Origin of the sequence: Pseudomonas sp. NPDC090208 (assembly GCF_044746785.1) — a bacterium.
Taxonomy (GTDB): Bacteria; Pseudomonadota; Gammaproteobacteria; order Pseudomonadales; family Pseudomonadaceae; genus Aquipseudomonas.
In genome coordinates, this window is the sequence record NZ_JBIVCU010000020.1 from 90,049 (window position 1) to 112,389 (window position 22,341).

At 61.1% G+C, this 22,341-nt stretch carries 20 protein-coding genes; 7 read left to right on the forward strand and 13 right to left on the reverse strand.

Annotated features, from left to right (window positions below):
- Positions 1-288: 288 nt before the first annotated feature.
- The 6 genes from ACIPL0_RS26415 to ACIPL0_RS26440 form a co-directional block, all read right to left on the reverse strand.
- Positions 289-1,026, reverse strand: a complete 738-nt coding sequence (locus ACIPL0_RS26415; protein WP_400596183.1) for an SDR family oxidoreductase — start codon at positions 1,024-1,026, stop codon at positions 289-291.
- Positions 1,027-1,028: 2 nt separating this feature from the next.
- Positions 1,029-2,561: an FGGY-family carbohydrate kinase gene (locus ACIPL0_RS26420; protein ID WP_400596546.1), complete on the reverse strand. Its 1,533-nt coding sequence runs from the start codon at positions 2,559-2,561 to the stop codon at positions 1,029-1,031.
- A gap of 371 nt (positions 2,562-2,932) precedes the next feature.
- Positions 2,933-4,021: an alcohol dehydrogenase catalytic domain-containing protein gene (locus ACIPL0_RS26425; RefSeq protein ID WP_400596185.1), complete on the reverse strand. Its 1,089-nt coding sequence runs from the start codon at positions 4,019-4,021 to the stop codon at positions 2,933-2,935.
- A 170-nt stretch (positions 4,022-4,191) separates the two neighbouring features.
- Complete coding sequence (locus tag ACIPL0_RS26430) at positions 4,192-5,151, reverse strand: ABC transporter permease (protein WP_400596547.1); 960 nt, start codon at positions 5,149-5,151, stop codon at positions 4,192-4,194.
- Between the two features lie 4 nt (positions 5,152-5,155).
- Positions 5,156-6,667, reverse strand: a complete 1,512-nt coding sequence (locus tag ACIPL0_RS26435; protein WP_400596187.1) for a sugar ABC transporter ATP-binding protein — start codon at positions 6,665-6,667, stop codon at positions 5,156-5,158.
- 83 nt (positions 6,668-6,750) lie between these two features.
- Complete coding sequence (locus ACIPL0_RS26440) at positions 6,751-7,698, reverse strand: substrate-binding domain-containing protein (protein WP_400596189.1); 948 nt, start codon at positions 7,696-7,698, stop codon at positions 6,751-6,753.
- On the opposite strand from ACIPL0_RS26440, the gene ACIPL0_RS26445 reads away from it, so the two are divergent.
- The 6 genes from ACIPL0_RS26445 to ACIPL0_RS26470 all read left to right on the forward strand — a co-directional run bounded on the left by ACIPL0_RS26445 (position 7,697) and on the right by ACIPL0_RS26470 (position 12,695).
- The gene (locus ACIPL0_RS26445) at positions 7,697-7,894 is read left to right on the forward strand and encodes a hypothetical protein (protein WP_400596191.1); all 198 of its coding nucleotides are present in this window, start codon (positions 7,697-7,699) and stop codon (positions 7,892-7,894) included. The two genes, ACIPL0_RS26440 and ACIPL0_RS26445, sit on opposite strands and share 2 nt — an antisense overlap.
- Positions 7,895-8,109: 215 nt before the next feature.
- Positions 8,110-9,021 carry a TauD/TfdA dioxygenase family protein gene (locus ACIPL0_RS26450; RefSeq protein WP_400596192.1) on the forward strand — a complete coding sequence of 304 codons (912 nt, stop codon included), beginning with the start codon at positions 8,110-8,112 and terminating at the stop codon, positions 9,019-9,021.
- A gap of 28 nt (positions 9,022-9,049) precedes the next feature.
- Entirely contained in the window at positions 9,050-10,165 is a 1,116-nt protein-coding gene (locus tag ACIPL0_RS26455) for an ABC transporter substrate-binding protein (RefSeq protein ID WP_400596194.1), read from the forward strand.
- A 4-nt stretch (positions 10,166-10,169) separates the two neighbouring features.
- A complete protein-coding gene (locus tag ACIPL0_RS26460) occupies positions 10,170-11,081 on the forward strand; it encodes an ABC transporter permease (RefSeq protein ID WP_400596196.1) in 912 nt (303 codons plus the stop codon).
- Positions 11,078-11,866 (forward strand): ABC transporter permease, encoded by a 789-nt coding sequence (locus ACIPL0_RS26465; protein ID WP_400596198.1) that lies wholly within the window; start codon positions 11,078-11,080, stop codon positions 11,864-11,866. Before ACIPL0_RS26460 ends, ACIPL0_RS26465 begins: the two co-directional genes overlap by 4 nt.
- A gap of 25 nt (positions 11,867-11,891) precedes the next feature.
- Positions 11,892-12,695: an ABC transporter ATP-binding protein gene (locus ACIPL0_RS26470; protein WP_400596200.1), complete on the forward strand. Its 804-nt coding sequence runs from the start codon at positions 11,892-11,894 to the stop codon at positions 12,693-12,695.
- 498 nt (positions 12,696-13,193) lie between these two features.
- Here the strand turns inward: ACIPL0_RS26470 and ACIPL0_RS26475 are convergent, their stop codons facing one another.
- Positions 13,194-14,150 carry a diguanylate cyclase gene (locus tag ACIPL0_RS26475; protein ID WP_400596202.1) on the reverse strand — a complete coding sequence of 319 codons (957 nt, stop codon included), beginning with the start codon at positions 14,148-14,150 and terminating at the stop codon, positions 13,194-13,196.
- Between the two features lie 3 nt (positions 14,151-14,153).
- The gene (locus ACIPL0_RS26480; RefSeq protein ID WP_400596204.1) at positions 14,154-15,152 is read right to left on the reverse strand and encodes a response regulator; all 999 of its coding nucleotides are present in this window, start codon (positions 15,150-15,152) and stop codon (positions 14,154-14,156) included.
- Positions 15,153-15,566: 414 nt separating this feature from the next.
- Here ACIPL0_RS26480 and ACIPL0_RS26485 point away from each other — a divergent pair, with 414 nt between their 5' ends.
- Positions 15,567-16,145, forward strand: coding sequence for a hypothetical protein (locus tag ACIPL0_RS26485; RefSeq protein ID WP_400596206.1), 579 nt, complete (start codon positions 15,567-15,569; stop codon positions 16,143-16,145).
- A 194-nt stretch (positions 16,146-16,339) separates the two neighbouring features.
- On the opposite strand, the gene ACIPL0_RS26490 is transcribed toward ACIPL0_RS26485, so the two are convergent.
- The 5 genes from ACIPL0_RS26490 to ACIPL0_RS26510 all read right to left on the reverse strand — a co-directional run bounded on the left by ACIPL0_RS26490 (position 16,340) and on the right by ACIPL0_RS26510 (position 22,217).
- Entirely contained in the window at positions 16,340-16,705 is a 366-nt protein-coding gene (locus ACIPL0_RS26490) for a response regulator transcription factor (RefSeq protein ID WP_400596208.1), read from the reverse strand.
- Positions 16,706-16,870: 165 nt separating this feature from the next.
- Positions 16,871-19,213, reverse strand: a complete 2,343-nt coding sequence (locus ACIPL0_RS26495; protein WP_400596210.1) for a putative bifunctional diguanylate cyclase/phosphodiesterase — start codon at positions 19,211-19,213, stop codon at positions 16,871-16,873.
- 143 nt (positions 19,214-19,356) lie between these two features.
- The gene (locus ACIPL0_RS26500; protein WP_400596212.1) at positions 19,357-19,977 is read right to left on the reverse strand and encodes a response regulator transcription factor; all 621 of its coding nucleotides are present in this window, start codon (positions 19,975-19,977) and stop codon (positions 19,357-19,359) included.
- Positions 19,974-21,467, reverse strand: a complete 1,494-nt coding sequence (locus ACIPL0_RS26505) for a sensor histidine kinase (protein ID WP_400596214.1) — start codon at positions 21,465-21,467, stop codon at positions 19,974-19,976. Before ACIPL0_RS26505 ends, ACIPL0_RS26500 begins: the two co-directional genes overlap by 4 nt.
- Before the next feature lie 396 nt (positions 21,468-21,863).
- The gene (locus ACIPL0_RS26510; protein ID WP_400596216.1) at positions 21,864-22,217 is read right to left on the reverse strand and encodes a BON domain-containing protein; all 354 of its coding nucleotides are present in this window, start codon (positions 22,215-22,217) and stop codon (positions 21,864-21,866) included.
- Positions 22,218-22,341 lie beyond the last annotated feature (124 nt).

Consider the following 22,341-nt stretch of genomic DNA (forward strand, 5'->3'; position numbering starts at 1 on the left):
ACCTTGCATCGACTGACCTACCGTCTTCGCGAGCAGGGCTCCCTCCCACAGGTCATGTGCCTGATAAACAATCCGCTTGCCAGGACAAAAGCGTCAAATGGCCGCATCCCCCCGTTAGCGGCTGGTGCATTCGCAACCGGATCTGTGGGAGCGAATTCATTCGCGAAAGATGGATCAGGCGACAAGGATGCGTTGCCCGAAAAAACCTCTCGCGAATGAATTCGCTCCCACAATGGACCCCACCGCATTCGTCAGCAAGCCGGCTCCCACAATGGACGAATCCGGTCGTTATCGGCTGGTGTAACCACCATCAATCGGCAAGGCCACGCCGCTGATCATCGACGCCACATCGCTCAGCAAAAACAGGATCGGTCCCGCGACTTCCGCGGTTTCGGCAAACCGCCCGAGGGGGATCGCCGCCAGTGCCGGGTCGCGTTTGCTCGGTTCGCTCCAGGCCATTTGCGCCATGGGCGTGAGGGTAACGGTGGGGTTGACGCTGTTGACGCGAATCCCGTGTTTGCCCCATTCGCCACACTGCACGCGGGTCATCGCATCCATCGCGCCTTTCGAGGCGCAATAGCTCAGGTGATCGTCCAGCGCCACCAGTGAGGCCTGGCTCGACACGTTGACGATGCTGCCTTTGACCTGCGCACCAATCATCGCCTTCGCCACGCTGCCGGCAACCATCGCCGCCGCACGTACGTTGACGGCCATCACCTGATCCAGCGCCGCCGCACTGACTTCGGTGGCCGCTTCCAGAATGGAAATCCCGGCGCAGTTGACCAGCCCGTGCATCACCGGCAACTCGGCGAGCACGGCGGCCAACTGTCGGTGATCCGACATTTCCACCGGCAACACCCGGCAGCCCAGCGCGGCCAGTTCATCCAGCGCCACCGGGTCGCGACCCATGGCGTACACCTCGGCGCCGCTGTCGAGCAACTGGCGGGTGACTTCCCGGCCAATGCCGCTGCTGGCCCCGGTGACCAGCACGCGCTGGCCACTGAAATCGAATCGGGCAGTGTTCACATTCAGGCTCCCTGCAGGCGGTGCATGATCGGTTTCAGCGCCGGGTACAGCGCCACGTAATCGGCAAACAGACGCGTGTAGCGCTCGACGTTTTCAGCCTGAGGTTCGGCGCGACGCTCCAGCTGGACCCAGCCCTTGTGTACCTGCGCTTCGTCCACCAGTCCCACGGCATGGGCCGCCAGCAACGCCGCGCCGAGGGCCGCTTCGACCTCCTGGACGATGGTGTAGACCGGGTAATTGGTGACGTCGGCGATGATCTGCATCCACAGGTCCGAATGGCTGGCACCGCCGACCACGATCAGTTGCGGGTCGAGCGATTGCGCGCCTTTGGTGCCGGCCTCGATGTTGTGCCGCAGGGCAAACGTGACACCCTCCAGCACCGCGCGGTACAGGTGGACGCGGCTGTGATAGAGGTTGAGGCCGACGAAACTGCCGCTGGCCTTGGCGTCCCACACCGGGCTGCGTTCGCCCATCAGATACGGCAGAAACAGCACGCCGTCGCTGCCGGCTGGAATCTGTGTCGCCGCGCGTTCGAGAATGGCGTGGCTGTCTTCGCCGCTGTCACGGCCCTGCTGTTCTTCGGCCTGACAGAACTGCTCGCGAAACCAACTGACCGAAGCACCGGCGGTGATCGCGCCGCCGAAGATGTACAGGTCGTTCAGACCATTGAAGACGTGGGGAAAACTCACCAGGCCGTGGCGTGCATCGACCTGCTGATTGAGGTAGCCCCAGCACATGCTGGTGCCGATCATGGCGACGTGGTTGCCGGCCTGGGTCACGCCCGCCGCGAAGGTCGCCATGGCTGCATCGACGCCACCGCCGAGCAGCGGAATGCCGGCGCTCAGGCCCAGCCGTTCGGCCCAGTCCTCACGCAGACCGCCGACCACTTCGCCGGACTGCACCAGCCGCTGCGGCATCATCGATTGCGGAATGCCGAGGGCGTCGAGCATCTCGCCCGACCAGTTGCGCGCGGCCACGTCGTAGACCCCGCCGATGTTGCCGGCGGAGCTGTGATCCACGGCGATTTCGCCGGTCAGGCAGTAGTTGATGTAGCTGTTGGGCGGCAGCAGGTAGCGGGTGTCGGCCCAGACCTGCGGTTGCCTGTCCTTGAGCCAGAGCATCTTGGTGAAGCCGTAGTAGCTGTCCACCGAGTTGCCGGTGATGCGGTAGAGCCGGTCAAGATCGACGTTGCGGTTGACCCACTCCACTTGTTCTTCGGCCCGGCGATCCATCCAGATCAGGCACGGGTACAAGGGTTTGATCTGCGCATCCACGGCAATGCCGGAGCCACCGTAGAGGCTGCTGACGCACAGGGATTTGACGCTGTCTGCGGGCACGCCGCTTTTGCGCATGCAGGCGGCGATGCAGGTTTCCACGGCGTCGAGCCACACCTGCGGCCATTGCTCGGCCCAGCGCGGTTTTGGCGTGTCGACTTTGTAGCCGTGGCTGTGTTGCGCGACGATGCGGCCGTGGGCATCGACCAGCAACGCCTTGGTGCTCTGGGTGCCGATGTCGACCCCGATGACGTATTCCATCTTCACGCACTCTCTTGTTATGGGGTGTACCGCCGAATCAACGGCGCTCATGCCGACGCCTTCGCGGATGAATCCGCTCCCACAGGGGGATTACGTTCCTCCTGTGGGAGCCGGCTTGCTGGCGAACGCTTCAGTTCAGGCAACCTTGCAGCGCCTGTCCCACCGCCTTCGCCAGCAAGCCGGCTCCCACGCCCTTCGGGCAGAAGCGATCTTTAGCCATTTACCGGATAAATCCGCTCCCACAGGGGGATTATGTTTCTCCTGTGGGAGCCGGCTTGCTGGCGAATGCTTCAGATCAGGCAACCTTGCAGTGCCTGTCCCACCGCCTTCGCCAGCAAGCCGGCTCCACGCCCTTCGGGCAGAAGCGATCTTTAGCCATTTACTGGCTTGAGCAGCACCTTGATCGAACGGGTCGAGTTCGCCAGTTCAAACGCTTCGGCGAAGTCGTCCAGGCCGAAGTCGTGGGTGACGATGCCTTCGGAGGTCACCAGGCCGCGTTCAAACAGGTCGATGGCGATCGGGTAGCAGTACGGGCCCAGGTGAGCGCCGCGCACGTCCAGTTCCTTGCGGTCGCCGATGATCGACCAGTCGGCGCTGGTTTCGGCGCCGAACACGCTGAACTCGACGAAGCGGCCCAGTTTGCGGATCAGGTCCAGACCCTGGGTCACGCCGACCGGCACGCCGGTGGTTTCGATGTACACGTCGCAGCCATAGCCGTCGGTGAGGCCGTTGATGATCTCTTTGGCGTTGTCGCGGCTCGGGTTGATGACCACGTCGGCGCCGAATTTCTTCGCCAGTTCCAGGCGCTCGTCGACCATGTCGATGACCACCAGTTTCTTCGGCGTTTTCAGCGCCGCGACCTGGACCATGCACAGACCCAGGGTGCCAGCGCCGGCGATCACCAGCACGTCGTCGAGCTGCACGTCACCGCGATTGACGGTGTGGATCGAGCAGGCCATCGGCTCGATCAGCGCCGAGTCTTCCAGCGAAACGGATTCGGGAATCTTGTGCACGATGGCGGTTTTCGGGATGCGCATGTACTGCGCCATACCGCCTTCGGCGACGTCTTTCTGGAAGCCGAAAATGTTGTGCACTTCGCACATCCAGTACTTGCCGGACTTGCAGAATTTGCACTTCTCGCACGGCACGATCTGCTCGGCGATGACCTTGTCACCGACCTTGACCCCGAAGTGTTCCTCGGCGCCTTCGCCGATGGAATCCACGCAACCGAAGAACTCGTGACCCGGCACCACCGGGGCCTTGACCCACGGGCTTTCCCCGCCCCAGAACATCGCCGCGCCCGAATGGCATTTGCAGTCGCTGGCGCAGATGCCGCAGGCGCCGATGCGGATCACCAGCTCATTGGCACGGGCCACGGGTTTGCTGATGCGCTCCAGACGGTAGTCCTTCGGCGCGTGGCAGACGACGGCTTGCATGGTGTTTGTTGTGTTTTGTTCCATGTCGGTTCACCTGTTGAGGATGTTTGGATAACGGCTGAAATCGCCAATATTGGTTCGAGATCATCGGTACCTGACCGGACGCCATCGCGAGCAAGCTCACTCCTACAGGCGACGCACTCGTTGTAGGAGTGAGCTTGCTCGCGATGGCGTCGTATCAGTCACCGCCCAAATTATTTATGCCGCTGCCGGCTGATGAAAATCGCCAGCAAAATGATTGCCCCCTTGATCACGCTCTGCACATAAGGCGAAACGCCGAGCATGTTCAAACCGTTGTTGAGCACGCCCAGCAGCATGGCGCCCACCAGGGTGCCGATGATCACGCCGCGACCGCCGGCAATCGACGCGCCGCCGAGTACCACCGCCGCAATCGCATCCAGTTCGAAGCCGACGCCGGCATTCGGCTGTCCGCTCATCAAACGCGAAGACAACACCAGCCCGGCAATCGCAGCCGTCAGGCCGCTGATCGAGTACACCAGCAGTTTGAAGCGCGAGGCGCGCACACCGGACAGGCGCACGGCCTCTTCGTTGCCGCCGATAGCGTAGACGTAGCGGCCGACGCGGGTGTGCTGCAACAGCACCCAGGCCAGGAAGTAGGTCAGCAACATGATCAGGATCGGCACCTGAATGCCGAACAGCGTGCCGCGACCGAACCAGGCGAACCACTCGGGCATGCCGGAAATCGGGTAGCCGTCGGTGTACATCAGGCCCAGTCCACGAGCGATGCCCATGGTCGCCAGGGTGACGATGATCGGCGGCATTTTCAGGTAGGCGACGAAGATGCCGTTGCCGACGCCAAAGCCCACGCCAATCAGCAGACCGATGAGAATCGCGATGGGCGCCGGTACGCCCGCCACCATCAACCCGGTGGTCAAGGTGCCGGACAAGGCCATCACCGGGCCCACCGAAAGATCGATGCCGCCGGTGAGAATCACGCAGGTCATGCCCACCGCGATGATCGCGTTGATCGACACCTGCCGGGCGATGTTTTCCAGGTTGGCGGCAGTGAGGAACTTGTCGCTGGCGAAGATCATGAAGATCGTCACCACTACCAGGCCAACGAAGGGGTAGAACGCCGGCGAGCGGATCATCTGCGCGACATTGAGCTTCAGACGGCCGGGTTGCGCCGTCATGGTTTTAATGGAGGTGTTCACTGTTCAGACTCCCGGTGGCATGGCGCATCACTTCTTGCGGGTTGATGTCGCTGGCCTGCAGCACGTTGACGATGGCGCCCTTGTTGAAGACGGCCACGCGATCGCACATGCCGATGATTTCCGGCAGTTCCGAGGAGATCATGATGATCGCGAAGCCTTGTTCGGTGAGTTTGCGCATCAGGTTGTAGATCTCCGCCTTGGCGCCGACGTCGATGCCACGGGTCGGCTCGTCGAAGATCAGGATGTCGCAGTGATGGTTGATCCAGCGCGCGATTACCACTTTCTGCTGGTTGCCGCCGCTGAGGTTGAGCACCCGGCTTTCACAGGTCGGTGCCTTGATCGACAACTGCCGCATCAGTTCGGCGGTGGTGCTGTGTTCCTTGCTGCGGTCGATCAGTCGGGCCGCGCCTTCGTACTTGCCGAGGTTGTTCAGCGAGATGTTCTCGCGAATGCTGAAATCGACGATCAGCCCTTCGCTCTTGCGGCTCTCGGGCAACAGGCCAATGCCGTTGGCCAGCGCATGGGCCGGGTCGCTGAGGTTGACCGGCTGGCCGCGCAGCAGCACGTCCTTGCTGACCACCGGCAAGGCGCCGATCACGCCCAGCGCCAGCTCGGTGCGACCGGAACCGACCAGCCCGGCAAAACCGAGAATCTCGCCCTTGTGCAGGTTGAAGCTGTTGTGCGGACCGTTGCGGGTCAGCTGGATGTCGCGCACCTGCAACACCACTTCGCCCGGCGCACGGTCTGGCTTGGGTGGGAAGCTGGCTTCCAGACGCCGGCCGACCATCATCTCCACCAGGGTGTCGATGTCGCTGTCGGCCACGGTCAGCGCACCGACGTTGGCGCCATCGCGCAGCACACTGATGCGGTCGCAGACCTGGAAGATCTCTTCCAGGTGATGGGAAATGAAGATCACCGCCACGCCCTGGCTTTTCAGCTCGCGCATGATGTCGAACAGCAGATCGGCTTCCGACGGCGTCAGGGTCGCGGTGGGTTCGTCGAGGATCAACAGACGCGCTTCCAGGGCCAGCGCCTTGGCGATCTCGACGAATTGTTGTTCGGCCACACTCAGGTGCTGTACCGAACAATCCAGATTGATGCTCACGCCCAGTCGTTTGAACAGGGCGATGGCTTTTTCGCGCATGTCTTTCTTGCGCAGCAGACCGAGGCCGTTGACCAGTTCATGGCCGAGGAAAATGTTCTCCACGGCGTTCAGGTACGGGATCAGGCTGAATTCCTGAAAAACGATACCGACGCCAGCAGCGATGGCTTCGTTGTACGTCGCGAAATGCTGCTCGGCACCGTCGATGCGGATGCTGCCTTGATCCTGATGTTCGACCCCGGCAAGGATCTTCATCAGGGTCGATTTGCCCGCGCCGTTTTCACCCAGCAGCGCGTGAATCTCGCCGCGCTCGACCGACAGGTTGATCGACTTGAGCGCCTGCACGCCGGGGTAGCTTTTACAGATGTTTTCCAATTGCAGAAGGCAGCTCATGGGCACCTCGTCAAACCGCAATGCGCGTGAATCCGTGCCGCTCGCCGGACAGCCAGGCCATCAGGCGAGCAACAACGTGTCCGTCACCAGGTGAAGGTTTTGGCCTTGGCCTGATCCACCAGCAGAATGTCGACCGGAACGGTCGCCGGGACTTGCGAGCCCCACTTCTTGGCCAGTGCCAGGCCCAGGGCCAGACGTACCTGATCGCGCGGGTATTGCGCCGAGGTGGCGATGAACTTGCTGTTCGGTTTCTGGATTTCCTTCACCGCATCCGGCGCGCCGTCGACGCTGGTCAGCTTGACGTCCATGCCGCTGGATTCGATGGCGGCCAGAGCCCCCAGCGAGCCATTGTCGTTGACGCTGAACAGGCCCTTGAGGTTGGGCTGCGCCTGCAGCATGTTTTCGGTCACGCTGAGCGCCTGATCACGCTCCTGCTTGCCGTTCTGGATGCTGACGATCTTCACGTCCGGGTATTTGCCCAGCGCTTCCTTGCAGCCGCGCACGCGCTCAAGGATCGGCACCACGGCGATGCCGTCGAGAATGCCGACATCGCCCTTGCCGCCGATGTTTTTCGCCAGGTAATCGCAGGCCTGCACGCCGGCGTCGAAGTTCTTCGAGCCGACGAAAGCGTCCAGCGGGCCGTTGGCCTGAGCATCCACCGCGACCACCACCACACCCTTGTCATGGGCCTGTTTCACGGCGGACTGCACACCCACCGAGTCGGTCGGGTTGATGATCAGCACGTCGATGCCCTTCTGCAGCATGTCTTCGATGTCGCTGATCTGCTTGGACACGTCATGGCGCGCGTCGGTGACCAGCAGGGTCGCACCAATGCTGGTGGAGGCGTCCTGCAGGGCGTCCTTCATGGTCACGAAATACGGGTTGTTGATTTCCTGGAACGAGGCACCGATTTTCAGCGGAGCGGGCTTGGCCGCGTCGGTGGCCTGAACCGAGACACTGCCTGCACAGGCGACAGCCACGGCAAGCGAGCAGAGAACGGTGGAAAAGCCTTTCTTGAGGCGAGTTGTCATGGCGAAAAATCCCGTTGTTTTTATTGTTAAAGCGGAAATGTCATCGTTAACATTTTGGAAATTAGCAGAGAAAAATGGCGTTCGCAACAGGTGGCTGATGGGTTTCATCGAGCGCCTGGGTGGCATTTCCAGCACCGATCTTCTGTGGGAGGGAGCCCTGCTCGCGAAAACGGTGGGCCAGCCTGAATCTCAGTAGCAGAAAGGACGCTATCGCAAGCAGGGCTCCCTCCCACAGAGTTCATTGCAGCCGACACATCGAGTCTATTTTGAAATATCGTTATGTAATTCAGTTATTTTCATAAACAGGCCACATAAACAGCCCTTCTATACTTAGGACAAATGGTGATTAGACAGCCACGCATTTATATCTTTACGATCTGAGCCACAACAACCTAAACAGGAGTTCAGGACATGGCGATTCAGATCAACCCCGTGGCAGGACGCATCGGTGCCGAGTTGAGCGGCATCAAGCTCTCTGGTGATATCTCCGCACAAGACTTCGATGCCGTTCATCAGGCCCTGCTCAAACACAAGGTGCTGTTCTTCCGTAACCAGTTCCTCACCGACGAGGAACATGAAAGCTTCTCCCGCCGTTTCGGCGACCAGGTGCCGCATCCGACCGTGCGTTCGGCGGACAAGAGCACGGCGATCCTGAACCTCGACTCAAAAGAAACCCGCGCCAACTCCTGGCACACCGACGTCACCTTCGTCGCCAACTACCCGAAGATCTCCATCCTGCGTGGCGTGGTCATTCCGCCCTACGGCGGCGACACCGTATGGGCCAACACCGCAGCCGCCTATGCCGATCTGCCAGAGCCGCTCAAAGCCCTCGCCGACAACCTGCGCGCCCTGCACACCAACCTGTATGACTACGCCGCGCCAAAAGACACCGGCGAAGACGGCCTCAAGCGCTACCGCGAGCAGTTCACCGCCGAAGTCTATGAAACCGAACACCCGCTGGTGCGCGTGCATCCGGAAACCGGCGAGCGCAGCCTGATCCTCGGCCACTTCGTGAAGCAGATTCTCGGCGTCAGCAGCAACGACTCCAAACAGCTGATCCGCCTGTTCCACGACCGCATCACCCAAATCGACAACACCGTGCGCTGGCGCTGGAGCGAAGGCGACGTGGTGATCTGGGACAACCGCGCCACGCAGCACATCGCTATCAACGATTACGGCCAGGCTCAGCGCATCGTTCGCCGCACCACGGTGGCCGGTGACATTCCGGTCGGTGTCGATGGCCGTTCCAGCCAGGCGATCAAACCGACGCCCGAAACCCTCTCCCCTGCCACTGAAGCCGACAAGAAACACCTGGCGGCCTGATCCCATTTTTTTCAAAGGAAGAACTCTCATGGCAAAGGCCAAGCGACCATCTGTATTCAGCAAAACGAGCGTAGCTACCGCACTGGCGGCGCTGCTGATGATGCCCTTGGCCGAAGCCGACGTGCTGCGCGTAGGTGTCGCCAGCGCGGGCGGCGGCGATCCAGTGACGTTCAGCGGATCGTCGCTGGGCATCGTGCGCAATCAGCAGTTGCTGGAAAAAGCCTTTGAAGGCACCGGCACCGAGATTCAGTGGTTCTTCTTCAAGGGCGCCGGCCCGGCGGTGAACGAAGCGCTGTCAAACCAGCAACTGGACTTCGCCTATCAGGGCGACCTGCCAGCGGTGGTCGGCCGTTCCAACGGCCTGGACACCAAACTGCTGGCCGCCATCGGTGTGCGCTCCAACGTCTACATCGCGGTGCCCAAGGGCTCCGACATCAAGACCATCGAAGACCTGAAAGGCAAAAAGGTCGCGCTGTTCCGTGGCACCAACGCGCAGCTGGTGGCGATCAATCTGCTGGCCGAGCACGGTCTGGCCGAGCGTGATCTGAAAGTGATCAATCTGGACAACGGCAGCACTCAGGCCGCGCTGGCGTCCAAGGGTGTGGATGCCGCGTTCGGCGGTCGCGAGCTGTTCAAACTGCGCGATCAAGGGTTGGTCGACATCATTTTCGACAACCCGGAAAACGACGTGCGCTACACCCGCCAGTGCGCGCTGGTGGTGCGCGGCGCTTACGAAAAGGAACACCCGGAGCAGGTACAGAAAGTGGTCGACACGCTGGTCAACGCGGCCAAGTGGACATCGGAAGACGGCAACCGCAGCGCCGTGTTGAACGAGTGGTCCAAGACCAACGAACCACTGGCCTCGCTCGAAGCCGACTTCGGCCACCTGGCGCTGCGTGACAGTGCCTCGCCGCTGGTGGATGAGTTCGTGCGCTCGCGCTATCAGGCGGTGGCCGATCAGGCCAAGGAGGAAAAGCTGATCCGGCGTCCGGTCAGCATCGACGGCTGGTTTGAAACCAAGTACCTGAACAACGCGCTCAAGTCCCAGGGACTGGAGCAGTTCTGGACCGCCTACGGCGCCAACGGCAAGGCACCGGCAGGCAATGCCACCGCCTCCGCAAAGCCGCTCAACAACGGAGGCTGAAGCCATGAGCAAAGCCACCGCCACGGTACTTGCGCCACAGCAGGCACCGGCGAAGAAACTGGCGCCGGTCGAGCGCCTGCCCAACTTCCCGACCCGCCCGGCACGCCGCGTAGCGGTCAAACATCGCAACCGCGATGGCTGGCCGTCACGGATTCTGAACCGCAGCCTGCCCTGGCTGTTGCCCGCCGCGCTGCTGGGGCTGTGGTATCTGGGCAGCGAACGCGGCTGGCTGTCGGATCAGGTGCTGCCACCACCGGCCTACGTCTACCAGACCCTGACCGAGCTGTTCAGCAGCGGCGACCTGTGGCTCAACGCATCGGCCAGTCTGACCCGGGTGCTCGTGGGTTTTCTGATCGGTTCGGGGCTGGGGATCTTTCTCGGCCTGATCATGGGTCTGTCGAAAACCGTCGAGGATTACCTGCTGCCCAGTTTCAATGCGCTGGTGCAGATTCCGGTGCTGGGCTGGATGCCCTTCGCCCTGCTGCTGTTCGGCATCGGCGAGCCGCTGAAGTACATGCTGATCGCCCACGCCGCGCTGGTGCCGGTGACCCTGTGCACCTTGCAGGCGTTCCATCAGGTGCCCAAGCGCCTGCTGGAAGTCGGCCAGGCCTACGGTTTCAGCCGGCGCCAGATCGTTACCGATATTGTGCTGCCGTCTGCGGTGGCGCCGATCTTCACCGGTCTGCGTCTGGGCTTTACCAAGTCGTGGCTGTCGCTGGTGGTGGTCGAGTTGCTCGCTTCCAGTGAAGGGCTGGGTTACCTGATCGCTTACGGTCGCCAGTTGTTCCAGCTCGATCTGGTGATGGCGGCGGTGGTGGTGGTCGGTGCGGTCGGCCTGTTGATCGACCGCAGTTTTGAATACATCGAAAGGCGCCTGAACAAGGGTCGCGCGGTCACTCCGGGGAGGCTGGCATGAGCACACTCGCCGTTCCTCGCATCGCTGCGAAACGCCGTTACCGTGGCTGGGTGGTGCCGATTGTCGCTGTCGCCGTCTGGTGGCTGGCGTGTCATCAGGGCTGGAGCACCTCGGGCCTGCTGGTGTCACCGCAGAAGGTGGCCGTCACTGCGTGGGATCAACTGTCGTCCGGGCAATTCTGGCGGGCGATTTCCTCCAGCCTGGCGCGGGATCTCAGTGGCTTTTTCATCGGCACTTTTCTCGGCCTGATCCTTGGTTGCCTGCTGGGTTTTTCCCGGCTGTTCGAACGCCTGGTCGGCCCGAGTTTCAACACCTTCAAACAGATTTCGCTGTTCGCCTGGATTCCGCTGATTTCCGTGTGGTTCGGCCTCGGTGATGCGGCCAAGGTGGTGTTTCTGTCGCTGGCGGCGCTGGTGCCGGTGGTGGTCAACACCTGCGACGGCCTGCGCAGCGTTTCGCCGGCGCTGCTGGAGGTCGCGAAGGTCTACGGCTTCACCCGCCGCCAGACCATTCTCGGGGTGATGCTGCCCGCTGCCCTGCCCTCGATCTTCACCGGGATCTACCTGGCGCTGGTCTATTCGTGGCTGGCGACCATCGGCGCGGAATACCTGCTGGTGTCCGGCGCCGGTATCGGCAACACGCTGATCGATGGCAGCGAACATTTCATGATGGATCTGGTGCTGTTCGGCATGGTCATCATCGGTCTGGTCGGCTGGGCGCTGAATGTGTTGGCCCGGCAACTGGAGCGCCATCTGCAACGCCGTTACGGCATCACGCCTCGCTAACCCATTTCGCCCAAGGAGTCGCCCCATGGCCGCCACTCACGCATTTTCGAGGGACTCGGTTCCGGCACAGCAGGGCAACGGCCTGCGTCTGGAGAACATCAACAAATACTTTTCCGGCAATGGCGACGGCACGCAATTGCAGGTGCTGGACAACGTGCAGCTGGACATCGCGCCCGGTGAGTTCATCACCATCGTCGGCGCCAGCGGTTGCGGCAAGTCGACCCTGCTGCGCTTGATTCTGGGGCTGGACGAGGATTTCGACGGCCGCATCCTGCTTGATGAAAAGCCGATTCAAGGCACGGGGCTCGAGCGCGGCATCGTGTTTCAGGATCACCGGCTGTTTCCCTGGCTGACGGTGGAACAGAACGTCGCCGTGGGCCTGAAAAACGCGCCGCTGACGCCTGCGCAGAAACGCGACACGGTGCGTGAGCATATCCAGTTGGTGGGGCTGCAGGACTTTACCGAGTCTTACCCGCATCAGATTTCCGGCGGCATGGCGCAGCGCGTGGCGATTGCCCGCGGCCTGGTCAATCGCCCCAGCGTGCTGCTGCTCGACGAACCGTTCGGCGCCCTCGACGCACTGACCCGCACGCGTCTGCAACGAGAGCTGCAACACATCTGGCAGCAGGAAAAGATCACCATGGTTCATGTCACCCATGACGTCGACGAGGCGGTGTATCTGGGTGATCGCGTGGTGGTGATGCAGCCACATCCGGGGCGCATCCGCCGCATCGTCGACATCGACCTGCCCCGCCCGCGCAACCGCAGCGACGCCCGCTTCATCGCCCTGCGTGATGATGTGTTGAGTGACTTTGCCGAGGTGTCGTGAGCCACGGGCCGAACAGGAGCGCGCCCGCCATGTGTGGTGTCAGGCGATATCGTGTTGTCTGTCGTACCGTAATCGCGGGCAAGCGCGCTCCTACAGATGTCGTCTTTGATTCTGCCGAAGGCCTGTAGGAGTGAGCTTGCTCGCGATGCGTCGTGTCAGGCGATATCGTGTTGTCTGTCGTACCGTAATCGCGAGCAAGCTCACTCCTACAAGGGGCGGTGCGGGTCGATGTTTTGATTCTGCCGAAGGCGTAGGAGCGCGCTTGCCCGCGATTTGCGTCATCACCCGGTTTCCTGTGGGAGGGATCCGAGGTTACGAGGGTCGCGAAGGCGTCGGGGCAGGCAATGCGTTGGTGTCTGATATAACGCCGTCGCGAGCAGGGCTCCCTCCCACAGGTATCGCGTGCATCCAGCACGTTCGGCGAACCCCGCTACCACCGTCATCGCGAGCAAGCTCACTCCCACGATCCGCGGCGGGGAAACTTTCAGGGGCCTGGCATCAGCCTTCGTGCAATGACACCTGATTACGTCCGTTTTTCTTCGACGCATACAGCGCCTGGTCGGCCCATTCGATCAGGGTCTTGTGTTCGCTCAGCGGGGTGTTCATGTCGGCGACGCCGAGGCTGATGGTGCAGCGGATCGTTTCGCCTTCATGCTGGATTTCCTGCGCTTCGACCGCCACCCGCAGGCGTTCGGCGAACATGCCGCCACCGTATTTGTCGGTGTCCGGCAGGAGCACGGCATATTCCTCGCCGCCGTAACGCCCGGCGATGTCGGAGTCGCGAATGTGCTCGCGAATCACGTCGGCCACGCGCTGGATCACCTTGTCGCCACACTGGTGGCCGTAGGTGTCGTTGACCCGCTTGAAGTGATCGATGTCGAACATTACCAGCGCCGCCGTGGTGCCGTAGCGCAGGTGCCGCGCATATTCCAGACGCAGGGCTTCTTCCCAGTGTCCGCGGTTGTACAGGCCGGTCAGGCGGTCGGTGCTGGAGAGCTTTTGCAGTTCACGGTTGGCGGCTTGCAATTGCTGCCGGTTGGTCGCCACGTCAGTGACGTCGTAGATCACCAGACACACATGGGTGACTTCGCCGCTGGTAGAGCGCAGCGGGAACATCGTGGTGTTCTGATACATGAAATCTTCCTGCCCGGTGATCGGCTGGTAGCTCTTGAACTTCACCAGATACGGCCGTTGTTCCCAGATGGTGAACGCCGGCGTGCCCAAGGTGATGACGCTGTCGATCTTCTTTTCCAGCCAGCCACGGTTGACCTCCGGGAACAGCTCGAAGAACGAGCGGTTGGCCGCCTCGTAGGGCAGCACGCCGGAGCGGTTTTCCATGAAGGTGTTCCACACCTGTACCCGATACTGTTGATCCAGCACCACCACGCCGACGTCGATGCTCTGGGTGATGGTCAACAGCCAATGCAGCTCTTTGATGTCGATACGGTCGTTCATGAATCAGCTCATCAGGTAGGCGAGTTTGCGCGACAGCCGCTCTACCGAATCTTCGGTGAACAACATCAACAGGTCGAAGTGAATGCTGTGGCCTTCCAGGCTGTAACTGATCTCCACAGCCAGGGTTTTCTTCCAGCGCTGCTGGTTGATGCGGATCAGTTCGTCAATGCCGCTGTGCTCGCCGAGTACTTGCGGATGGCCTTGGGAAAACTCGATGTCGAGTTGCTCGGCGATCCCGCTCAGGCAGGCGCCGATCAGGATCGACGACAGGTCCAGCAGCATCTCCATGTCGGAATATTCCGGGTCGGTGATGCGCATCAGCTGCGCCATGTCGGCGATTTCCGAATCGTGAAACAGCAGCAGCGCCTCACCGGCAATGCCGCCGCCGATATAGCCCTGGCACACCGCCGTCAGCCGGTCGCTGGCCTGGGCATCGGCCAGCGCCATGTGCAACTCGCCGACTTCGAGAATGTTGACATTGGGCACCGGCAACTGCACGAACACCCCCAGCACCCGCGCCAGCAAGGCGGCAGCACGGCCCATGGCAACGTTGACGGTTTCGCGGAAGGCGTCCTGAAAGCTGATGCTGGCCTGCGCCGCCTTGGGCACCACAATCGGCGCCTTGGCCGGATCACCGAGCAAGCCGAGGCGTTCCAGCGTCTGCTGCAGTTCGATGGGGTCTGCCGGCTTCTTCAGAAACGCCAGCGCGCCCATTTCCAGAGTGCGGCGCACGGCCTCTTCCTGGACGTCACCGGAGACGACGATGACTTTGGCGTCGAGGTTTTCCTCACGCATGGCGGCCAGCGCCTGATACCCGTCCATATCGGGCATGGTCAGGTCGAGCAGGACCACCTGGCCCAATCCTTGGCGAATCGCTTCCAGGCCTTCATGGCCATTGGTGGCGGTGGTCACCGACACACCCCAATCGGATGGCAGGGCCCTGATCAACTGTTTGCGCGCCATATTGGAGTCATCGCAAATCAGCAGGGGAATCGTGGGCATCGCTTTCAATCTCACTACTAAAGAGTTTCAGGCCGGGCCCGGAATATCTGCGTAATCAGTTAATTGCAAAATACGAACCCGCCATTCTGCCAGCGAATTCTTTCAATCTCGTATCAATGAAAGTGGGTGGATTCTTCACCCTTTCAGGAATGGGCTGCGTGGTATGCAATATTTGTGCTCAGCATTTAATAACTCAACACTTGAGAAAAAAGGGACGCTAGTTTTATGGCGTCAATATTTTTATAGCGAACAAACGCACAAAGACTGCGCAGCAATACTCAAGTATGAGGTACCTGTACCCACGTATCAGGCCGTTGTATTCAGGTACAAGTGAGTCCGCTGCGCATCTGAATTAATGTCTGTATCGCTTCAATGATTCAGATCAATGCTCAGCGACTTGCGAGGAAGATCGTCATGAACAGCCATAAAAGAGTGCAACCCGGCTACGCCCTGTCGCCGGGCGTGAACCATTACGGTGCTTATACCGCCTCGCGAGCCAGCGAACGCATTGAGCTGATCGGCCTGTTGCAGCAGTACCTGACCACCACGCAGGAGTTGCAGCAATACGCGCAAAGCCTTGAGCTGCGCCTGCGCAACGTCAGTTTCGTCGATGTGCGCCAGCTGTTTCACCGCATCGGCGAGAGTGCCGGACAATGCGCGGCGTTTCTCGATGAGCGCCTCCATGACCTCGGCGCATCGACCATCGCCCGGCAAACGGCGATCCCCCACGGGCATGCACCGGACAACTGGCATCAGCTCAGTTTTGCCACCTGCATTCAACACATCGGCACACGCACGCAGACACTCGCGCTATTTGCCAGCCATATCAAAAGTTACATGGATCGCGCCGTCATCAACGGCGATTACAACAGCCTGCATGTGATGACCGACTGCGTTTATCAGCTCTCGCAGTTGATAGCCTTGATCCAGATCCATATTCCGCTGGATGCAGCGGACGAACTCGATTCGCCTTTCCAGCCACATATCGCCTGACCGTCCTGGTCAGGCAGACCCTTTCCGCTTTTAAAAGTAACGTCATGATCTTTCGAGACTTTTCATAAAGACTCGCAGGAAAATAACGCCGCGCGCCGCTTACCGGTCTCTTTACAGACAGTTCACATTGAACTTGCACATGCCTTGCGCACTTCACCGCCTGCCGACGGCAAAGTACCGATATGAAGGCGGGATCAGATCAATGTCGATTCAAGACAGTCGATCAATGTCTGCGCCTGAAAAGGCTTGGCGAGAAAGCAGACGGCACTGCCCGTCATGGCCCGCTTGCGCACGGCCTCTTCAGGAAAGGCGGTAATGAAAATCGTGGGAATGTGCACGCCCTGCCGGGACAGGTGCTCGTGCAGTTCGACGCCACTCATGTTGGGCATCTGTACGTCGGTGATCAGGCAGGCGGCGTCGGCGAAGTCGGCAGAACCGAGGAAGTCCTCGGCAGAGGCAAAGGCACGGACGGGAAAACCCAGGGAACGAACGAGGCTGTCGATACTGGCACGGACCGCGTTGTCGTCGTCGACTACCGCGATCATTGGGGGGCTGGACAAACGGAATACCTTTGCTTGCAGAAGGAAGGGCGCGCCATGCGCGCAACGACAGGCTGTACGTTACCGAGCCCCTGCAAGCCCGAGAAGTATACGGGTGTATGACCGGAGGCAATTGGCGACGGACGGGGATTTTCTGACCATGTTGACAACATTCCACACCCCTTCTCAGACCCAACGTTCGGCCATGAACGACGATTCGAGATGGGCCTGCATGAAATCGTCGAAGGCAGCCACCGACAGCGGCCGGGCGTAGTGATAGCCCTGCACTTCATCACAGCCGCGCAGGATCAGCGCATCGAGCGTGTCGGCATCCTCCACCCCTTCGGCGATGACTTTCATCTCGAAACTGTGGCCCAGGGTGATCACCGCCTGCACGATGGCGGCGTCCTGTGGATTGTTGAGCAGGCCACGGACAAACGACTGGTCGATCTTCAGTTTGTCGACGGCAAAGCGTTTCAGATAGGCCATGCTCGAATAGCCGGTACCGAAATCGTCGATGGACATGCGCACGCCGAGGGCCTTGAGACCGTCGATGGTTTCCGCCACCCGTTCGGAGTGTTCGATCAGGATCGACTCGGTCAATTCCAGCTCCAGCAGATGCGGCTTGAGCCCGCTGTCATGCAGGGCACGACGGACGTCCTGAACCAGGCTGCCCTGACGGAATTGCACGGCTGAACAGTTCATCGCCACGGTCAGTTCGCCAAAGCCCGCCGCCTGCCAGGCCACCGCTTGCTGACAGACCTTGTTCAGCAGCCAGCGACTGATGGGCACGATCAGGCCGCTGGTTTCCGCCACGGGAATGAACTCGGCGGGACTGATCGGCCCCTGCCCCGGGTGATTCCAGCGCAGCAGCGCCTCGGCGCCGATCACCCGCCCACTGCCCAGCTCGATCTGCGGCTGGTAATGAATGTTCAGCTCGCGCTGCACGAAGGCCTGGCGCAGCTCGGTCTGGATGTTCAGCAAGCGCAATTCGCGGGCGCCCATGGTCGCTTCGTAAAACACCCAGGTGTGCCGGCCGTTGCGCTTGGCCTGGGCCAGCGCCGTGTCAGCGGCCTTGAGCAACGAGCCGAAATCGTGGCCGTCGGCGGGATACACCGCGATACCCACCGACGCCGAGATCGACAGCGCATAGCCGGCCAGTTCCAGAGGCTGCTGGAGCATTTGCAGCATGCTCGCCACCAGTGCCGCCAGCCGCTCCGGTTCGCCCTCCTCCACCAGCACCAGAAACTCGTCGCCGCTGAGCCGCGCCACCGTGTCCACGGTCGGCTTCAACGCCAGCAGACGCTGAGCCAGACGTTGCAGGATCGCGTCGCCGGCGACATGGCCGAGAGAGTCGTTGAGGGTCTTGAAGTGGTCGACGTCGAAATACAGCAGCGCCAACCGCTGCCCTCGCCCGCATTGGTTGATCGCCTGATTGACCCGCTCCAGCAGATAGCGGCGATTGGGCAGCCCCGTCAGCTCATCGTGATAGGCACTGTGGCGCAGCTCCGCCACCACCTGCTGGCGGCGGACACGGTTGGCCTGCAAGCGCAGGGTCAGGCCGACGATCAGCAGATACAGCACGCCGCAGGCCAGCGACGCGGCGATCACCGTGTATTTCCAGGGCAGCAGGTAGTCCTGCTGAGCCAAACCGATCACCAGCACCAGCGGGAAGTCGCCGACCCGCTTGAAACCGTACAGGCGCTTGACCTCGTCGACCCGCGAATGGGTCAGCACGGTGCCCTCCTGCACGCCGCTGTCCAGTTGCCGGTCAACTCCGTCGGCGCGCTGGCCGTAAGGCTGGGCAGGCGCTGCCGGTACGCGCAGGACGGCTTCGGCATGGTCGAGCTGGCGCAGGGTGATCACGCCATGGGGCCCGACGTCCACCTGGCTGAAACTGGCGAGAATCGGCGTGAGCGGCTGGCTGCCGACGATCCAGCCCAGATGGCGCTGCTGGCCGTCGAAAATCGGTACCGCCATGTACAGCTGCTCACGGGCCGAGTCGTGCCCCAGCACGGTCAACAGGGTTGTGGTGTCAGCGACATTCAGCTTGCCCAGGCGGTTGCGGAACTGCTGTTGATCGGCGCTGGGCGTGTACGCCTGACCATCGGAATCGAACAGAAATCCGCCATCGGCCGTCAGCACATCGAAATGCCCCAATGCCGGAAAGCGCCGCACCAGCGCCCGTAACTGCCATGGCTGCACCAGCGGCGTCGTGCTGCTGCGCAGGAGATCTTCGTCCATGCGCAGGGCAACGCCCTGAAGGTTGGTCTGGGTGTCGTGCAGCAGGCTGTTGAGGCGTGCTTCGAGAATACGGTTGAGGTTGCCGACATCGGCGGCGGCCTGATGGCGTGCCTGCTGGAACAGGAAACCGAGCAAGGTGCCCAGCAGAATCACGATCGCCAACGCCAGACCGATCCACAGCCACAATTGCAGGCGGGCAACTCTGGTTACGCGGGACGGCTGTTCAGTCTCGTGCTGCGACAGGCAGCTGTCAGGCTGGGTATCGCCGACTTCCATCACAAGCATGTGTCACTCTCCCGGGGCGCGTGGCGCACAGACCCCGAAACTGACGTTCAGGACTCCCGGGAAATTAACATCGACGGAGCATGATTCCGATTAGCCATCAGCGTGGCCGATTCATACTCGGGTATAGCGTGACGCGACGATGATCAGGCCTGCGCCAGCGCCTCGGACATTTTCACCAGGTCGGCAAACGTTTTGGCCTGCATCTTTTTCATGGCATGGCCCCGGTGGATCTTCACGGTGATTTCACTGAGGCCCATTTCGGCAGCGATCTGCTTGTTCATCAGGCCGGTGACGGCAAAGGCCATGACTTCCTGTTCGCGAGCCGTAAGCGTGCGGTAGCGGGCCTCCAGTTCGGCGGCGGCCTTGCCCGACTCGCGGCGCTTGCTGTCTTGCTGCAAGGCCAGAGCTACAGCGTCGAGCAGGTCCTGTTCGCGGAACGGTTTGACCAGAAAATCCAGCGCGCCGGCTTTCATTGCCTTGACCGACATGGCGATGTCACCGTGACCGCTGACGAACACGATAGGCATCGACACTTTCAACTCGCCCAAGCGCACCTGAAAATCCAGGCCGCTCTCGCCTTGCAGGCGCACATCGAGGATCAGGCAGGCCGGCACATCGTCGAACGGATGGCGGAGAAATTCGGCGCCAGAGGCGTAGGTGAACACCCGCATGCCCACCGACCGCAGCAAGCTGTCGAGCCCGGCGCGAATCGCCGGATCGTCGTCGACGACGAACACCACAGGACTGTTGTCGGTGACCGTCATGCCGACACCTGCGGCTGCGCGGGCAGCGAAAAACTCAGTGCGGCGCCATGGCCCAGTTCACTCTCTGCCCAGATACGGCCGCCATGGGCGTCGATGATCGAGCGACAAATCGACAGGCCCATGCCCATCCCCTCCGGTTTGGTGGTGAAAAAAGGATTGAACAGGCTTGGCAGGTTTTGCGCGGAAATCCCCGGGCCGCTGTCCTGAACCCGCAGGAACACATCACCGCCCGGCGCATGCCCGAGGCTGACGGACAGGTTGCGGGGCTTGCCATGCATGCCGGACATCGCCTGCAACGCGTTCATCAGCAGGTTGATGATGACCTGCTGCAACTGCACCCGATCGCCCTTGACCCACAGTGGCTCGTCGTCCGGCGGCAATTCCAGGTTGACCCGGTGTCGCAGGATCTCCCGGCGAGTCAGCGCCACGGACTCCTGCACTACTTCCTGAAAATCGATCTGCACATGTTTGGGATCGGTCTTGCGCGACAGCCCGCGAATTCGCCGGATCACTTCGCTGGCCCGGTGCGCCTCGCTCTTGATGCGCTCGATGGCGCTGCGCACTTCACCCAGATCCGGCTGCTCGCGGTTGAGCCAGCGCAAGCCCGCCTCGGCATTGGTGGTCACGGCGGCCAGTGGCTGATTGACCTCATGGGCAATCGACGCCGCCATCTCGCCCAGGGTGGTGACCCGGGTCACGTGGGCCAGTTGGCTCTGCGAACGCAGCAGCGCTTCTTCGGCGTTCTTCGCTGCGGTGACGTCCATTAGCGCACCGATGTATTCGCAGCCGCCTGCGGCATCGGGGACCTGCCGGGCCAGCATGCGCACGTGTTTGCAGGCGCCGTCGGCCATCAGCAGTCGGAATTCGGTCTCCATGTTGGCGTGACGGGCATAGGCCTGTTCGATCAGCGCCTTGAGGCCATCGGTGTCTTCCGGATGGGTGCGGCTGATCATGTATTCGAGGGTGGGCTGCAGTTGTTCGTCGAACTGGAAAATGCGACGGGCTTCGTCAGACCAGTACATCTGCGCGCTGGGCATTTTCAGACCGATACTGCCCGTCAGGCTCAGCCGTTGAGCGCCAGACAGAAACGCCTCGCTGCGATGCAGCAGTCGCACCTGTTCTTCCAGAGCATCGCGGGAGGCTTTGTTTTTCATCGCCAGGAATGCGGTGATGGCAATGGCCGACAGGCTGACCAGACAGCGGGCAAAGGGCGGAAGCTCCCAGCCGGTGCCGTGGGACAGCAGAAACGCCATCAGCGTCAGCAGCCCGCACCCACACGACACCAGTGCCACGCCACGGCGGGAGAACAGATCGCCGGACATGAGAATGACCACCACGTACATCACCGCGATGGCCACATCCAGGGTGCTGAGCCAGTCGATCAGGAAGATGATCAGGGTCAGCAGTACGGCGCCCGAGCGCAGCGCCCACACGCTGGGCGGCACTTCGGCCCGGGGCGCTGCCGGCAAGGCAGCAGAGACAGTATTCATTGCGACGGCTTTGCCTTGTTCTAGGTCATTGGAATGGCAGCACAAGTCAACTGCGGGCGATGCACACCCGCCAGAACAACCTCGTTCGGCCGGACAGCGAACGGGTTCAAGATAGTATTTTTTATATCGAAGGGTTGCCCATGGGACAAACGTATCGAACCGGACACAAATATACGCAGGATTTTTCCGGCAAGACAGGCTAAGGCGGCGACAACGGCGGGATCTTGAGCGTATGTGCTACAAACTGTGTCGATGTTCCAGACAGAACAAACCCCGACGCAAGCGCCAGGGTTTGTAATGGCCACATCCGTATGGCCTTCGCATGAACCTTCAATCGACCAACCAACAGCCTCCCTGGCCGTCGATCGTCCGTTCTATCGGTTCTGTCGAAACTGATTACTCTGCTTTCAGGCCGTCAGCCGAGACGGCTTTCACGCCTTTGATTTTCTTGGTGATATCGACAGCCATCTTCTTCTGCGACGTGGTCACAGCGACAGTCGACGACAGGGAAACCACGCCTTTGTTGGTTTCAACCTTGATGTCGGAGCCTGGAATGCCTTTTTCGGTCATCAAATCGGATTTGACCTTGGTGGTGATCCAGGTATCAGAAGTGGCTTCCTTGGCTTTGGCAACTTCACCTGCAGCGACCTGCATTGGCGCTTGAGTCGTAGAGGTTTCGGCCATGGCTACGTTAGCCATGGTCAGCGTCAGGGCAGTGGCGGTAGCAGCAGCGATAGCGAACTTCTTCATACGAGTAACTCCTGTTTTTCTCAGAATCTGCACTCACCGTGTGAGTTGCAGGGTTACTGGTATATCGCAAGCGCTGTGCCAACCTTTGACTTGAGAATTTTTTCTTTTAAATCAATAGGTTATG

Excerpts from the sequence above, each read along its gene's own strand:
- ACIPL0_RS26420 (WP_400596546.1), bottom strand. The coding sequence starts at position 2,561 with ATGGAATACGTCATCGGGGTCGACATCGGCACCCAGAGCACCAAGGCG.
- ACIPL0_RS26425 (WP_400596185.1), bottom strand. The coding sequence starts at position 4,021 with ATGGAACAAAACACAACAAACACCATGCAAGCCGTCGTCTGCCACGCG.
- ACIPL0_RS26430 (WP_400596547.1), bottom strand. The coding sequence starts at position 5,151 with ATGACGGCGCAACCCGGCCGTCTGAAGCTCAATGTCGCGCAGATGATC.
- ACIPL0_RS26435 (WP_400596187.1), bottom strand. The coding sequence starts at position 6,667 with ATGAGCTGCCTTCTGCAATTGGAAAACATCTGTAAAAGCTACCCCGGC.
- ACIPL0_RS26445 (WP_400596191.1), top strand. The coding sequence starts at position 7,697 with ATGGCGAAAAATCCCGTTGTTTTTATTGTTAAAGCGGAAATGTCATCG.
- ACIPL0_RS26440 (WP_400596189.1), bottom strand. The coding sequence starts at position 7,698 with ATGACAACTCGCCTCAAGAAAGGCTTTTCCACCGTTCTCTGCTCGCTT.
- ACIPL0_RS26450 (WP_400596192.1), top strand. The coding sequence starts at position 8,110 with ATGGCGATTCAGATCAACCCCGTGGCAGGACGCATCGGTGCCGAGTTG.
- ACIPL0_RS26455 (WP_400596194.1), top strand. The coding sequence starts at position 9,050 with ATGGCAAAGGCCAAGCGACCATCTGTATTCAGCAAAACGAGCGTAGCT.
- ACIPL0_RS26460 (WP_400596196.1), top strand. The coding sequence starts at position 10,170 with ATGAGCAAAGCCACCGCCACGGTACTTGCGCCACAGCAGGCACCGGCG.
- ACIPL0_RS26465 (WP_400596198.1), top strand. The coding sequence starts at position 11,078 with ATGAGCACACTCGCCGTTCCTCGCATCGCTGCGAAACGCCGTTACCGT.
- ACIPL0_RS26470 (WP_400596200.1), top strand. The coding sequence starts at position 11,892 with ATGGCCGCCACTCACGCATTTTCGAGGGACTCGGTTCCGGCACAGCAG.
- ACIPL0_RS26475 (WP_400596202.1), bottom strand. The coding sequence starts at position 14,150 with ATGAACGACCGTATCGACATCAAAGAGCTGCATTGGCTGTTGACCATC.
- ACIPL0_RS26480 (WP_400596204.1), bottom strand. The coding sequence starts at position 15,152 with ATGCCCACGATTCCCCTGCTGATTTGCGATGACTCCAATATGGCGCGC.
- ACIPL0_RS26485 (WP_400596206.1), top strand. The coding sequence starts at position 15,567 with ATGAACAGCCATAAAAGAGTGCAACCCGGCTACGCCCTGTCGCCGGGC.
- ACIPL0_RS26495 (WP_400596210.1), bottom strand. The coding sequence starts at position 19,213 with ATGCTTGTGATGGAAGTCGGCGATACCCAGCCTGACAGCTGCCTGTCG.
- ACIPL0_RS26500 (WP_400596212.1), bottom strand. The coding sequence starts at position 19,977 with ATGACGGTCACCGACAACAGTCCTGTGGTGTTCGTCGTCGACGACGAT.
- ACIPL0_RS26505 (WP_400596214.1), bottom strand. The coding sequence starts at position 21,467 with ATGAATACTGTCTCTGCTGCCTTGCCGGCAGCGCCCCGGGCCGAAGTG.
- ACIPL0_RS26510 (WP_400596216.1), bottom strand. The coding sequence starts at position 22,217 with ATGAAGAAGTTCGCTATCGCTGCTGCTACCGCCACTGCCCTGACGCTG.